This is a genomic window from Leclercia barmai (assembly GCF_049312895.1).
Taxonomy (GTDB): Bacteria; Pseudomonadota; Gammaproteobacteria; order Enterobacterales; family Enterobacteriaceae; genus Enterobacter; species Enterobacter barmai.
The window spans coordinates 213,293-227,255 of record NZ_JBMNWZ010000005.1; the positions used below are offsets into that span (position 1 = coordinate 213,293).

General features: G+C 53.5%; 11 protein-coding genes and 2 tRNA genes. 1 reads left to right on the forward strand and 12 read right to left on the reverse strand.

What is annotated here, in order from left to right; genetic code table 11:
* Positions 1-52: 52 nt before the first annotated feature.
* From pnp to ACOYA6_RS18555, 8 genes are all read right to left on the reverse strand, one after another.
* Complete coding sequence (pnp, locus tag ACOYA6_RS18520) at positions 53-2,185, reverse strand: polyribonucleotide nucleotidyltransferase (protein ID WP_039031656.1); 2,133 nt, start codon at positions 2,183-2,185, stop codon at positions 53-55.
* Between the two features lie 240 nt (positions 2,186-2,425).
* The gene (rpsO, locus tag ACOYA6_RS18525) at positions 2,426-2,695 is read right to left on the reverse strand and encodes a 30S ribosomal protein S15 (protein WP_032614416.1); all 270 of its coding nucleotides are present in this window, start codon (positions 2,693-2,695) and stop codon (positions 2,426-2,428) included.
* 152 nt (positions 2,696-2,847) lie between these two features.
* Entirely contained in the window at positions 2,848-3,792 is a 945-nt protein-coding gene (gene truB / locus ACOYA6_RS18530) for a tRNA pseudouridine(55) synthase TruB (protein ID WP_139563700.1), read from the reverse strand.
* The gene (gene rbfA, locus ACOYA6_RS18535) at positions 3,792-4,193 is read right to left on the reverse strand and encodes a 30S ribosome-binding factor RbfA (protein WP_039031654.1); all 402 of its coding nucleotides are present in this window, start codon (positions 4,191-4,193) and stop codon (positions 3,792-3,794) included. The genes truB and rbfA overlap by 1 nt, the downstream gene beginning before the upstream one ends.
* A gap of 108 nt (positions 4,194-4,301) precedes the next feature.
* Entirely contained in the window at positions 4,302-6,992 is a 2,691-nt protein-coding gene (gene infB / locus ACOYA6_RS18540) for a translation initiation factor IF-2 (protein ID WP_039031653.1), read from the reverse strand.
* A gap of 24 nt (positions 6,993-7,016) precedes the next feature.
* Positions 7,017-8,519 carry a transcription termination factor NusA gene (gene nusA, locus ACOYA6_RS18545; RefSeq protein ID WP_039031652.1) on the reverse strand — a complete coding sequence of 501 codons (1,503 nt, stop codon included), beginning with the start codon at positions 8,517-8,519 and terminating at the stop codon, positions 7,017-7,019.
* 27 nt (positions 8,520-8,546) lie between these two features.
* Positions 8,547-8,999 carry a ribosome maturation factor RimP gene (rimP, locus tag ACOYA6_RS18550; RefSeq protein ID WP_032614627.1) on the reverse strand — a complete coding sequence of 151 codons (453 nt, stop codon included), beginning with the start codon at positions 8,997-8,999 and terminating at the stop codon, positions 8,547-8,549.
* Positions 9,000-9,206: 207 nt separating this feature from the next.
* Positions 9,207-9,283 (reverse strand) — tRNA-Met (locus ACOYA6_RS18555).
* A 286-nt stretch (positions 9,284-9,569) separates the two neighbouring features.
* Between ACOYA6_RS18555 and argG the strand changes: the two genes are divergently transcribed.
* Entirely contained in the window at positions 9,570-10,904 is a 1,335-nt protein-coding gene (argG, locus tag ACOYA6_RS18560; protein ID WP_039031651.1) for an argininosuccinate synthase, read from the forward strand.
* Positions 10,905-11,072: 168 nt separating this feature from the next.
* Here the strand turns inward: argG and ACOYA6_RS18565 are convergent.
* The 4 genes from ACOYA6_RS18565 to folP form a co-directional block, all read right to left on the reverse strand.
* A tRNA-Leu gene (locus tag ACOYA6_RS18565) sits at positions 11,073-11,159 on the reverse strand.
* 13 nt (positions 11,160-11,172) lie between these two features.
* Positions 11,173-11,505, reverse strand: coding sequence for a preprotein translocase subunit SecG (gene secG, locus ACOYA6_RS18570; protein WP_039031650.1), 333 nt, complete (start codon positions 11,503-11,505; stop codon positions 11,173-11,175).
* 221 nt (positions 11,506-11,726) lie between these two features.
* The gene (gene glmM / locus ACOYA6_RS18575; protein ID WP_114385673.1) at positions 11,727-13,064 is read right to left on the reverse strand and encodes a phosphoglucosamine mutase; all 1,338 of its coding nucleotides are present in this window, start codon (positions 13,062-13,064) and stop codon (positions 11,727-11,729) included.
* Positions 13,057-13,905, reverse strand: a complete 849-nt coding sequence (gene folP / locus ACOYA6_RS18580) for a dihydropteroate synthase (RefSeq protein ID WP_039031648.1) — start codon at positions 13,903-13,905, stop codon at positions 13,057-13,059. The genes glmM and folP overlap by 8 nt, the downstream gene beginning before the upstream one ends.
* Positions 13,906-13,963: the final 58 nt, after the last annotated feature.

Here is a 13,963-nt window from a genome sequence, read left to right on the forward strand (position 1 = left end):
GCGTCCTGCCTGATAACAAGCCCCCCGCTTGCGCGGAGGGCAAAAGGCAACCTTACTCGCCCTGTTCTGCTGCCGGAGCTTCCGGCGCAGCGGCAGAGGATTGCTCGGTCGCTTCTTTAATGCTCAGACGGATACGGCCCTGGCGGTCAACTTCCAGAACTTTAACCGGAACTTCCTGACCCATCTGCAGGTAATCGGTCACTTTCTCAACGCGCTTGTCAGCGATCTGAGAGATGTGAACCAGACCTTCTTTACCGCCACCGATGGCAACGAATGCGCCAAAGTCAACGATACGGGTCACTTTACCGCTGTAGATACGGCCCACTTCGATCTCTGCAGTGATCTCTTCGATACGACGAATAGCGAATTTCGCTTTCTCGCCGTCGGTCGCTGCGATCTTCACAGTACCGTCATCTTCGATTTCGATGGTGGTGCCGGTCTCTTCGGTCAGAGCACGGATAACAGAACCGCCTTTACCGATAACGTCTTTGATCTTGTCCGGGCTGATCTTGATGGTATGGATACGTGGTGCGAACTGAGAAATGTCGCCACGCGGCGCATTAATCGCCTGTTCCATTACGCTCAGGATGTGCAGACGTGCACCTTTCGCCTGGTTCAGCGCAGCATGCATGATCTCTTTGGTGATGCCTTCAATTTTGATATCCATCTGCAGGGCAGAGATACCTTCGCGGGAACCCGCAACTTTGAAGTCCATATCACCCAGGTGATCTTCGTCGCCCAGGATGTCAGACAGAACAACGTAGTTGTCGCCTTCTTTCACCAGACCCATCGCGATACCCGCAACGGCTGCTTTCACAGGAACACCCGCGTCCATCAGTGCCAGAGAAGCACCACACACGGAAGCCATGGAAGAAGAACCGTTAGATTCGGTAATTTCAGAAACCACGCGAACGGTGTACGGGAATTTATCAGCATCTGGCATTACAGCCAGCACGCCGCGCTTCGCCAGACGACCGTGACCAATTTCACGACGCTTCGGCGAGCCAACCATACCGGTTTCACCTACGGAGTACGGAGGGAAGTTGTAGTGGAACAGGAAGCTGTCAGTGCGCTCGCCCATCAGTTCATCGATGTTCTGTGCGTCACGGGCAGTACCCAGGGTCGCGGTAACCAGCGCCTGCGTTTCACCACGGGTGAACAGTGCGGAACCGTGAGTACGTGGCAGAACGCCAGTACGCACATCCAGACCACGGATCATATCTTTTTCACGGCCATCGATACGCGGCTCGCCTGCCAGAACGCGGCTACGAACAACGTTTTTCTCGATAGCGTGCAGAATTTCGCTCAGCTCGTTAGCGTCCAGGGACTCATCTTCTGCAACCAGCGTAGCGATGGTTTCAGATTTGATGACGTCAACCTGAGCATAACGTTCCTGCTTGTCGGTGATGCGGTAAGCATCGCTCAGACGTGCTTCTGCCAGGGCTGCAACGCGTGCATTCAGCGCGTCGTTTACTGCTTCTGGCTGCCAGTCCCAACGTGGTTTACCGGCTTCTTTCACCAGGTCGTTGATGTTCTGGATAACGATCTGCTGCTGGTCGTGGCCAAATACCACAGCGCCCAGCATCTGGTCTTCGCTCAGCAGTTCTGCTTCGGATTCAACCATCAGTACCGCAGCTTCTGTACCGGCAACTACCAGATCCAGCTTGCTCTCTTTCAGCTCGTCCTGAGTTGGGTTCAGAACGTACTGGTCATTGATGTAACCAACGCGCGCAGCACCGATAGGACCGTTGAATGGAATACCAGACAGGGACAGGGCTGCAGATGCGCCGATCATCGCAACGATGTCCGGGTTAACCTGTGGGTTAACGGAAACAACGGTGGCGATAACCTGGACTTCGTTCACGAAGCCTTCCGGGAACAGCGGACGAACCGGGCGGTCAATCAGACGCGCAATCAGGGTTTCGCCTTCGCTTGGACGGCCTTCACGACGGAAGAAACCACCCGGGATTTTACCGGCAGCGTAGGTACGCTCCTGGTAGTTTACGGTCAGTGGGAAGAAGTCCTGACCTGGTTTTGCTTTTTTCTGGCCAACTACGGTTACGAATACCGCGGTGTCATCCATGCTTACCATAACGGCAGCAGTAGCCTGACGTGCCATCATGCCGGTTTCCAGCGTAACGGTATGTTGACCGTACTGGAATTTACGAACGATCGGATTCAGCAAGATTCTGTCCTTTCTTAAATGAATGACAGCACACCAGAGGCGTGCTGACTTTTACCGGACCTTCTTCGCATCCTCGCGACTAATGACAACCGACACCCTCATGGGTGAAGCCTCTCATTAGCCGCGCGAACCTCTGCAATGAAGATCATTTATAGCAACAATACATTAGTTTCCAGTGAATTGCTGCGGTCTGGTTGAAAAAAGGGGCCATAAGGCCCCCTTTTCTGAAACTCGCAAGACTTAGCGACGCAGACCCAGACGCTCGATCAGCGCGGTGTAGCGTGCAACATCTTTACGTTTCAGGTAGTCGAGCAGTTTACGACGCTGAGAAACCATACGCAGCAGACCACGACGGCTGTGGTGATCTTTTTTGTGCTCTGCAAAGTGACCCTGCAGGTGGTTAATCTGTGCAGTCAGCAGTGCAACCTGAACTTCGGTAGAACCGCTGTCGTTAGCATCACGACCAAACTCAGAAACGATTTTAGCTTTAGCTTCAACGCTTAGAGACATTTTAAAACTCCAAAATATAAAGAATGAAAGGAAGCCGATCTCTAATTCAGCTTTCCCATGTATAACGCATGTCAATTGTTAAACAATTTTCCAGACGTTAAGCCGCAATATTCTACCCGCCTCCCCTGCTTATCGCAAGGTGAGGCGTCAGCTTATGCCGGATATTCAACCACCAGACGACGTGGTGCGACGCGACCTTCGTCGTCGATTTCACCCATACCGATAAAGGTGTTCTCATCCCCTTCCGTTACGCGTACCAGCCCCTGCGCAGGCACACTCGCCGTGCGCACCGGGTTGCCGTTTTTAAAGTAAACGGAGGAGGTTAACGGCAGATTCACCACCGGATAGTCCGAAGCAGGACTGTCCATCGGCATCAGTAAAGGGTCCAGCAAATCCGCGACTTCAGCGCCCTGCGCCTGGGCCTGATCTACCAGCGCCTGCAGCTGCTCCAGCGTCACCATCCGCTCAGCCGGGTACTTACTGACCGCCAGACGACGCAGATAAATGACGTGTGCGCCACAGCCCAACTTTTCACCCAGGTCGTCGATGATGGTGCGGATGTAGGTGCCTTTTGAACAGTGCACTTCCAGCTCCAGCTCATCGCCTTCGTGACGGATGAACAGCAGCTCATACACCGTAATCGGACGGGCCTCGCGAGGTACTTCAATCCCCTGACGCGCATACTCATAGAGCTTTTTGCCCTGGTACTTCAGCGCCGAATACATTGACGGCACCTGCTGGGTATCGCCACGGAAGCTCTCCAGCGCAGCCTCAAGCTGCTCAGCGCTGAACGTCACCGGACGCTCTTCAACAACCTGACCATCCGCATCGGAGGTGTCCGTACGCTGGCCCAGCTTTGCAATCACGCGGTAGCGTTTGTCCGAATCCAGCAGATACTGGGAAAACTTCGTCGCTTCACCCAGGCAAATCGGCAGCATACCGGTCGCCAGCGGATCCAGCGCACCGGTATGTCCAGCACGGTTAGCATTGTAGAGACGCTTTACTTTTTGCAGCACGTCGTTGCTGGAAGCCCCCTGAGGTTTATCCAGCAGCAGCACGCCGTGCACGTCGCGGCCGCGACGACGAGGACGACTCATCAGTCCTCCTTTTTATCGTCCGGGTTCACACGACGCTCATCATCCTGCTTCACCACGCTGGTGACCAGGTTGGACATGCGCATCCCTTCAACCAGTGAGTTGTCGTAGAAGAAGGTCAGTTCCGGCACGATACGCAGACGCATAGCTTTGCCCAACAGGGAACGGATAAAACCGGATGCATCCTGCAGTGCTTTGATACCCAGCTTAACCGCCGCTTCATCCTGATCGTTCAGGAAGGTGACAAACACTTTGGCATAGGCAAGATCGCGGGAGACTTCGACACCGGATACGGTGGTCATCATGCCCAGACGTGGGTCTTTAATTTCGCGCTGCAGGATGATTGCGATCTCTTTTTGCATTTCCTGCGCTACGCGCTGAGGGCGACCAAATTCTTTCGCCATAATAAATTCTCCAGACAAAAAAGGGGCTAAAGCCCCTTTTTAAAATTATTGCCGGGTGGCGCTTCGCTTACCCGGCCTACGCAGTTGCGGCCCAAAAGCCCACAAAGATTACGCGATGGTACGCTGAATTTCGATGATCTCGAACACTTCGATCATATCGCCAACGCGAACGTCGTTGTAGTTCTTCACGCCGATACCACATTCCATACCGTTACGGACTTCGTTAACGTCATCTTTGAAGCGGCGCAGGGATTCCAGCTCGCCTTCGTAGATAACCACGTTGTCACGCAGTACGCGGATTGGGTTGTGGCGCTTGATGTTACCTTCGGTAACCATACAGCCCGCGATCGCACCGAATTTCGGTGATTTGAACACGTCACGAACTTCAGCCAGACCGATGATCTGCTGTTTCAGTTCCGGAGACAGCATACCGCTCATCGCTGCTTTCACTTCGTCGATCAGGTGATAGATGACGGAGTAGTAACGCAGATCCAGGCTTTCCGCTTCGATCACGCGACGCGCAGAAGCATCGGCACGAACGTTGAAGCCAACCAGAATTGCGTTGGACGCTGCTGCCAGGGTTGCGTCGGTTTCGGTGATACCACCTACGCCGGAACCGATGATCTTCACTTTCACTTCGTCGGTAGACAATTTCAGTAAAGAGTCGGAGATCGCTTCCACAGAACCCTGAACGTCTGCCTTCAGAACGACGTTCACTTCGTGAACTTCGCCTTCGGTCATGTTGGCGAACATGTTCTCGAGTTTAGATTTCTGCTGACGAGCCAGTTTAACTTCACGGAATTTGCCCTGACGGTACAGCGCAACTTCACGCGCTTTCTTCTCGTCACGAACAACGGTCACTTCATCACCGGCAGCCGGAACACCGGACAGACCGAGGATTTCCACAGGAATGGATGGACCCGCTTCCAGCACTTCACGACCCAGTTCGTCACGCATTGCACGAACACGGCCATATTCGAAGCCACACAGAACGATGTCGCCTTTGTTCAGGGTACCTTCACGGACCAGAACGGTAGCCACCGGGCCACGGCCTTTATCCAGGAAGGATTCAATTACCGCGCCGCTCGCCATACCGTTGCGAATCGCTTTCAGCTCCAGAACTTCAGCCTGCAGCAGGATTGCGTTCAGCAGGTCATCGATACCGGTACCGACTTTTGCAGAAACCGGGATGAACTGAGACTCACCGCCCCACTCTTCCGGCATAACACCGTACTGGGACAGTTCGTTTTTAACGCGATCCATGTCCGCTTCTGGCTTATCGATTTTGTTCACAGCAACAACCAGAGGCACCTGCGCCGCTTTCGCATGCTGGATAGCTTCGATGGTCTGTGGCATCACGCCATCGTCTGCCGCAACCACCAGAACAACGATATCCGTTGCCTGAGCACCACGAGCACGCATAGAGGTAAACGCGGCGTGGCCCGGGGTATCCAGGAAGGTGATCATCCCGTTATCGGTTTCTACATGGTATGCACCGATGTGCTGGGTAATGCCGCCTGCTTCGCCAGAGGCGACTTTGGTGGAACGAATGTAGTCCAGCAGAGAGGTTTTACCGTGGTCAACGTGACCCATGATGGTCACAACTGGAGCACGCGGCTCAGCTGCTGCGCCAGTGTCACGGTCGCTCATTACCGCTTCTTCCAGCTCGTTTTCACGACGCAAGATAACTTTGTGGCCCATCTCTTCGGCAACCAGCTGTGCGGTTTCCTGGTCGATGACCTGGTTGATGGTCGCCATAGCGCCCAGCTTCATCATTGCTTTGATGACCTGAGAGCCTTTAACGGCCATCTTGTTCGCCAGATCGCCAACGGTGATGGTTTCGCCGATGATAACGTCACGGTTAACGGCCTGAGCTGGCTTCTGGAAGCCCTGCTGCAGCGCGGAACCTTTACGCTTGCCACCTTTACCACCGCGACCCGCTGCACGCGCTTCTTCGCGATCGGCTTTGGATTCAGCGTGCTTGTTGCCTTTCTTCTGAGGACGCGCAGTTTTGGATGCGGTGCGGGTACGGCCACGGCCACCTTCAACCTCACGGTCGTTTTCGTCTTCTGCCTGACGCGCGTGCTGAGAAGTGGTTACGTGGTAATCGCTGTTGTCTTCAGACGGTTCAGCGGTATTCACGCCGTTCTTCTCGTTTTCTTCTGCCATACGGCGCGCTTCTTCAGCAACACGACGTGCGTCTTCTTCCAGCTTACGGCGTGCTTCTTCTTCCGCTTTACGCTTCAGTTCGGCAGCTTCATTTTCACGACGGGCTTTTTCCGTCTGGGCTGTTTTGGTCATTTCGTCAGTCTGTTGATTGCTCACTTTGTCTTTTTCCGCCGCGTCACGCTTCGCTTTATCACTGGCATCGCGCTTCGCTTTTTCTGCGGCCTCACGTTCAGCTTTTAATTCTGCCTCACGTTTGGCGGCTAATTCCGCCTCACGCTGAGCTTGTTCTTCCGCTTCACGCTGTGCCTGCTCTTCCGCTGCAAGGCGTTCAGCCTCTTGCGGATCACGTTTTACAAAGGTGCGCGTCTTGCGGACTTCGATTTGTACCGATTTGCTTTTTCCACCGGTACCTGGAACATTTAACGTACTACGCGTTTTACGCTGTAACGTCAGTTTATCAGGCGCTGAGCCGTGCTCACGGTTCAGGTGCGATAATAAGGTTTGTTTTTCTTGCGCGGTCACTGAGTCATCAGCAGACTTAGGGATCCCTGCATCAGCAAATTGCTGTACCAGGCGGTCCACGGAAGTCTGAATCTCAGCAGCCAGCGTTTTTACAGTTACATCAGTCATGCTGTTCCTTCCTGCTACAGTTTATTACGCTTCGTCGCCGAACCAGCAGATATTACGTGCGGCCATGATGAGCTCGCCGGCTTTCTCGTCGGTTAAACCGTCGATATCAGCCAGGTCATCAACGCCTTGTTCAGCGAGATCTTCCAGCGTACAAACACCACGGGCAGCCAGCTTGAACGCGATCGCACGATCAAGACCTTCCAGATTCAGCAGGTCATCAGCCGGCTTGTTATCACCAAGGCTTTCTTCCTGAGCCAGTGCCAGGGTGGTCAGTGCGTTTTTAGCGCGGTCACGCAGGGCTTCAACGGTTGCTTCGTCCAGACCGTCAATTTCCAGCAGTTCTTTCATTGGCACGTAGGCCAGTTCTTCCAGCGTTGAGAAACCTTCTTCAACCAGAACGGTGGCGAAGTCTTCGTCAATGTCCAGGTATTTGGTGAAGGTATCAATGGCTGCATGGGCTTCAGCCTGGTGCTTAGCCTGCAGGTCGTCAACAGTCATTACGTTGAGTTCCCAGCCGCTCAGCTGCGAAGCCAGACGGACGTTCTGACCGTTACGGCCGATAGCCTGCGCCAGGTTACCTGCTTCGACGGCGATATCCATGGTGTGCTTGTCTTCGTCTACAACGATAGAGGCAACGTCAGCCGGAGCCATCGCGTTAATCACGAACTGCGCCGGGTTGTCGTCCCACAGAACGATATCAATACGCTCGCCACCGAGTTCAGTCGAAACGGCCTGAACACGCGCGCCACGCATACCGACGCAAGCACCGACAGGATCGATACGCTTGTCGTTGGTTTTCACCGCAATTTTCGCACGAGAACCCGGATCGCGGGCAGCGGCTTTAATCTCGATCACTTCTTCGCCAATTTCTGGCACTTCAATGCGGAACAGTTCGATCAGCATTTCAGGTTTAGAACGGGTCACGAACAGCTGAGCACCACGCGCTTCTGGACGCACAGCGTACAGAACGCCGCGGATACGGTCGCCCGGACGGAAGTTTTCACGCGGCAGCATGTCTTCACGCAGGATAACGGCTTCAGCGTTACCGGCCAGCCCTTCGGATTTGATCTCCAGAGAGATGTTGTCGCGGTTAACTTTTTTCACCACACCAGTGACGATTTCGCCTTCCTGATCGCGGAACTGGTCAACGACCATGGCGCGCTCAGCTTCACGTACTTTCTGGACGATAACCTGTTTAGCAGTCTGGGTGGTGATACGGTCGAAGGTGACGGATTCGATCTGATCTTCAACGTAATCGTCAACGTTCAGGCTCTCATCTTCGAAACGTGCCGCTTCCAGAGTGATCTCTTTCGTTGGCTGAGTCACTTCTTCAACGATAACCCAACGACGGAAAGTATCGAAATCGCCGCTCTTACGATCGATGCTTACGCGAACATCAATCTCTTGTTCGTATTTTTTCTTGGTTGCCGTAGCCAGTGCACTTTCCAGCGCTTCAAAAATCTTCTCGCGCGGCAGTGATTTTTCGTTGGAGACGGCTTCAACAACAGCCAAAATTTCTTTGTTCATCGCGGGCTTTTCACCTCATCCAGACTGTTAAAAGTGGGGAACCAGGTTCGCCTTCTGGATATTACTCAGCGCGAACACTTCATCTTTGCCTTCGACTGTTACTGTGATCATCTCACCATCAACGGCCTTAATAACGCCCTGCCATTTACGGCGGTTTTGTACAGCCATGCGCAGAACGATAGCCGCTTCTTCACCAATGTAGTGCGTGTAGTGTTCAGCAGTGAACAGCGGGCGATGCAGACCAGGCGAGGAAACTTCCAGGTTATAGGCGACGGTAATAGGATCTTCAACATCAAGAACCGCACTCACCTGGTGGCTAACATCAGCACAATCATCAACATTGATGCCATCTTCACTATCAATATAGATGCGCAGCGTGGATGTACGGCTGCGAATGAATTCGATGCCGACCAGTTCGTAGCCCAGTGCTTCGACTGGTGCTTTAATCATCTCTGTTAATTTTTGGTCTAATGTGGACAAGCCCACCCCCAAGACGTAAAAAAAGGGCATAAAGCCCAGTTATTCTGTAGTCAGATAACAAAAAACCCCGATAAATCGGGGCTTTAGATAACTGAACCCTATAGCCACAACTGTGGCCTGGAGCACTTTCAAAAAGAATTTTTTCAAATCCAGCTACGAAGGCGCTAAGTCTTCACAGTATATTTGAAAAAGGACTTTATAGGAAAGTGGTTGCGGGGGCCGGATTTGAACCGACGACCTTCGGGTTATGAGCCCGACGAGCTACCAGGCTGCTCCACCCCGCGCCTGAAACGTGGCAAATTCTACTCGCTGTGGGTAAAAAATGCAAATAATGCTGGGATTTGGTACCGAGGACGGGACGTAAAATCGGCATACAGTATATTGATAGCGTAGGCCCCCTGTCAACCCTGTGAACCGCAGCGATTCAGACGGGAAATTTTTACAAAAAATACACGAATCTCTTTCGGTACTTGCCAAAAGATGATTAAATGAAAACTCACTTATTCTGCATAAAAATGCATTTTAGGGTGAAGCGATCACTCATCAGTCAATCAAGCAGGGTTTTATTTTATGACGACGATTCTCAAGCATCTTCCGCAAGGACAACGTATTGGCATCGCTTTTTCAGGCGGCCTGGATACCAGCGCTGCACTGCTGTGGATGCGCCAGAAGGGAGCGGTTCCGTATGCATATACTGCGAACCTGGGTCAGCCGGATGAGGACGATTATGACGCGATCCCTCGTCGTGCCATGGAGTATGGTGCAGAGAATGCTCGCCTGATTGACTGCCGTAAGCAGCTGGTTGCCGAAGGTATCGCTGCCATTCAGTGCGGTGCTTTCCACAACACCACCGGTGGCCTGACCTATTTCAACACCACTCCGCTCGGCCGCGCAGTTACCGGCACCATGCTGGTTGCCGCCATGAAAGAAGATGGTGTTAACATCTGGGGCGATGGCAGTACCTATAAAGGCAACGACATCGAGCGTTTCTACCGTTACGGTCTGCTGACCAACGCTGAACTGCAGATCTACAAGCCGTGGCTGGATACTGACTTCATCGACGAACTTGGTGGCCGTCATGAAATGTCTGAATTTATGATCGCCTGTGGCTTTGATTACAAAATGTCAGTCGAGAAAGCCTACTCCACCGACTCCAACATGCTGGGTGCCACGCACGAAGCAAAAGACCTCGAGTTCCTGAACTCCAGCGTGAAGATCGTAAACCCGATCATGGGCGTGAAGTTCTGGGACGAAAACGTCAAAATCCAGGCAGAAGAAGTGACAGTACGTTTCGAGCGCGGCCACCCGGTTGCCCTGAACGGCCAGACCTTCTCTGACGACGTGGAGCTGATGCTGGAAGCTAACCGCATCGGCGGCCGTCACGGCCTGGGTATGAGCGATCAGATTGAAAACCGTATCATTGAAGCGAAAAGCCGTGGCATCTACGAAGCTCCGGGGATGGCGCTGCTGCACATCGCTTACGAGCGCCTGCTGACCGGTATCCATAACGAAGATACCATCGAGCAGTATCACTCTCACGGTCGTCAGTTGGGTAAACTGCTGTATCAGGGCCGTTGGTTCGACCCGCAGGCGCTGATGCTGCGTGATGCCCTCCAGCGTTGGGTGGCAAGCGCCATTACCGGTGAAGTGACCCTGGAACTGCGTCGCGGCAACGACTACTCGATCCTGAATACCGTCTCTGACAACCTGACCTACCAGGCAGAACGTCTGACCATGGAAAAAGGCGAGTCCGTCTTCTCCCCGGACGATCGTATTGGTCAGCTGACCATGCGTAACCTGGATATCACCGATACCCGTGCCAAGCTGTTCACCTATACCGAGAACGGTCTGCTTTCCGTATCCACCGGCAATGGTCTGCCGCAGGTTGAGAATCTTGAAAAGTAATCGCGAATTAACAAAGACAAATTAACAAAGACAAAAGGCGCCTGAGGGCGCCTTTTTTAATGTCTGCTATTTCTGTTTTCGTAGGCCCGGCAAGCATCGCCCGCCGGGCAAAACCATAAACTTCAGACGAAAAAAAAGACGTCTTTCGACGTCTTTCTTTCGGAATATTGGTACTGAGGATGGGACTCGAACCCACAAGCCCGTTAGGGCACTACCACCTCAAGGTAGCGTGTCTACCAATTCCACCACCTCAGCACGGATACTTCTCTTACTGCGGGATATCGCTGGTCGGCTTAGCCGGTGCAGCTGGCTGAGTCTGCTCAGATTTCGCTGGCGCGCTCAGATTGTCCCACTCGCTTCCTTTGTTGATCTTGTTGCTATTGATATTGCCAAGCGCCAGACTGATGATGAAAAACAGCGTTGCCAGAATCGCCGTTGCGCGGGTCATGAAGTTACCAGAACCACTTGAACCGAACAGCGTACCAGAAGCGCCTGCTCCAAAGGAGGCCCCCATATCAGCGCCTTTACCTTGCTGCAGCATGATCAGCGCTACCAGAGCGATGGCTACAATAAGGAAAACTACCAAAAGAGCTTCGTACATAATCAACCTGTTCCTTGCGGATTTGCCGCATACCAATGCTTCAACCAATAAGCAGGAAATTTGCTTTCCCACTGAAGCGGGTGTGAATACTAACCAAAGCGAATGACCTTCGCAAGGGCAATTTCGGCTCATTGTATCAAGTGCGGAAAAAAACAGCAAAACCACCACAACTGTACAAAACAAAGGCGGCACAGGCCGCCTTTTTAAGCACTTAACCGGATTTACGCTGCTTTGACCGCATCAGCGATACGATGGGCAAATTCGGTGACCTGCGCTTCGTCTTCCCCTTCCACCATTACGCGGATCAGCGGTTCTGTACCTGACTTACGCAGCAGGACGCGCCCACGGGAGCCCAGCGCCGCTTCCACCTCGGCCATTACCGCTTTCACATTCTCGTTTTCCAGCGGGTCGCCCTTACCTGCGGTAAAGCGGACGTTAACCAGGATCTGCGGGAACATTTTCATACCGCTGCACAGATCGTGCAGGGACATATGGTTACGCACCATCGCCGCTACTACCTGCAGGCTTGCGACAATACCGTCACCGGTAGTGGTTTTGTCGAGCAGGATCACGTGGCCGGAGTTTTCGGCCCCAATGCGCCAGCCTTTCTCCTGAAGTTTTTCCAGTACGTAGCGATCGCCCACTTTCGCGCGCACAAACGGGATGCCCAGCTGCTTGAGCGCCAGTTCGAGGCCCATGTTGCTCATCAGGGTACCGACGGCGCCGCCGCGCAGTTGCCCCTGGCGCAGACCTTCTCGGGCAATGATATAGAGGATCTGATCGCCGTCGACTTTATTGCCTTCGTGGTCGACCATGATGACGCGGTCGCCGTCGCCGTCGTAAGCGATACCCAGATCGGCCTTTTCTGCCAGCACGCGCGCCTGCAGGGCGCGGACATCCGTCGCCCCCACTTCGGCATTGATGTTCAGCCCGTTTGGTTCGCAACCGATAGCCACAACCTGCGCGCCCAGTTCACGGAACACATTAGGCGCGATGTGGTAGGTGGCACCGTTCGCGCAATCGACCACAATTTTCAGATGACCCAGGCTCAGCTCGTTCGGGAAGGTACCTTTGCAGAATTCAATGTAGCGACCCGCAGCATCGACGATACGGCTGGCTTTACCCAGCTCAGCGGAGTCAACGCAGGTGAGCTCTTTTTCCATTTCCGCTTCAATCGCTTCTTCAACATCATCCGGCAGCTTGGTACCGTCAATGGAGAAGAATTTGATGCCGTTATCGTAGAACGGGTTATGCGACGCAGAGATAACAATGCCCGCTTCCGCACGGAAAGCGCGGGTGAGGTAAGCAACTGCCGGCGTTGGCATTGGGCCGGTGAAAGAGGCCGACAGCCCGGCAGCTGACAGACCCGCTTCCAGCGCAGATTCGAGCATATAGCCGGAAATACGGGTGTCTTTACCGATAATGATTTTGCGCGAGCCGTGGCTTGCCAGCACCTTGCCAGCCGCCCAGCCTAACTTCAGCACAAACTCAGGCGTAATTGGCGCATCGCCCACGCGTCCACGAATGCCGTCGGTACCAAAAAATTTACGATTACTCATAGCGGGAGTTTTCCTTAGCTGCCAGTGTGGCTTCCACCACTCGCATGGCTTCTGCTGTTTCTTTTACGTCATGAACGCGAATTATATTTGCTCCCTGCATCGCTGCAATCACCGCACAGGCCAGACTACCACTCAGGCGCTCTGATGGCCCAACATTAAGCAGTTGCCCTATCATGGATTTTCTCGACATTCCGACCAGCAGCGGCAGGCCAAAATGGTGAAACTCAGATAAGCGAGCAAGAAGTTCGTAGTTATGAGAGAGATTTTTACCGAAACCGAAGCCCGGGTCGAGCAGCAATTTCTCTTTTGCGATACCGGCACGTTCACAGCGCGCAATATGCTCTTTGAAGTAGCGGTTCACGTCTGCAAACACGTCACTGTATTTCGGTGCATCCTGCATGGTTTTCGGCTGACCCTGCATATGCATCAGGCAGACCGGCAACCCGGTCTCGGCAGCCGCCTCAAGCGCGCCGGGTTCGGTGAGGGAGCGAATGTCATTAATTATGTGAGCACCCACTCTGGCCGATTCGCGGATCACCTCTGGCTTTGAAGTATCTACCGAGATCCAGACTTCGAAACGCTGGGCAATTGCCTCCACCACCGGAATGACGCGCGACAACTCCTCATCAACGCTGACATCCGCCGCCCCTGGACGCGTCGACTCTCCACCTACATCGATAATCGTCGCGCCGGCATTTATCATCAGATTCGCATGCCTGACCGCATCAATAAGCGAGTTATGCGTGCCGCCATCTGAAAAAGAGTCTGGCGTGACGTTCAGGATCCCCATCACATGCGGATGAGAAAGATCGAGATAAGAATCCTGGGCGAAGAGTTTCATGGCAAGTCCCTGATTTTTTGGTTAAGCAGACAAGAAAAACCCCGGGGCAAGCCCCAGG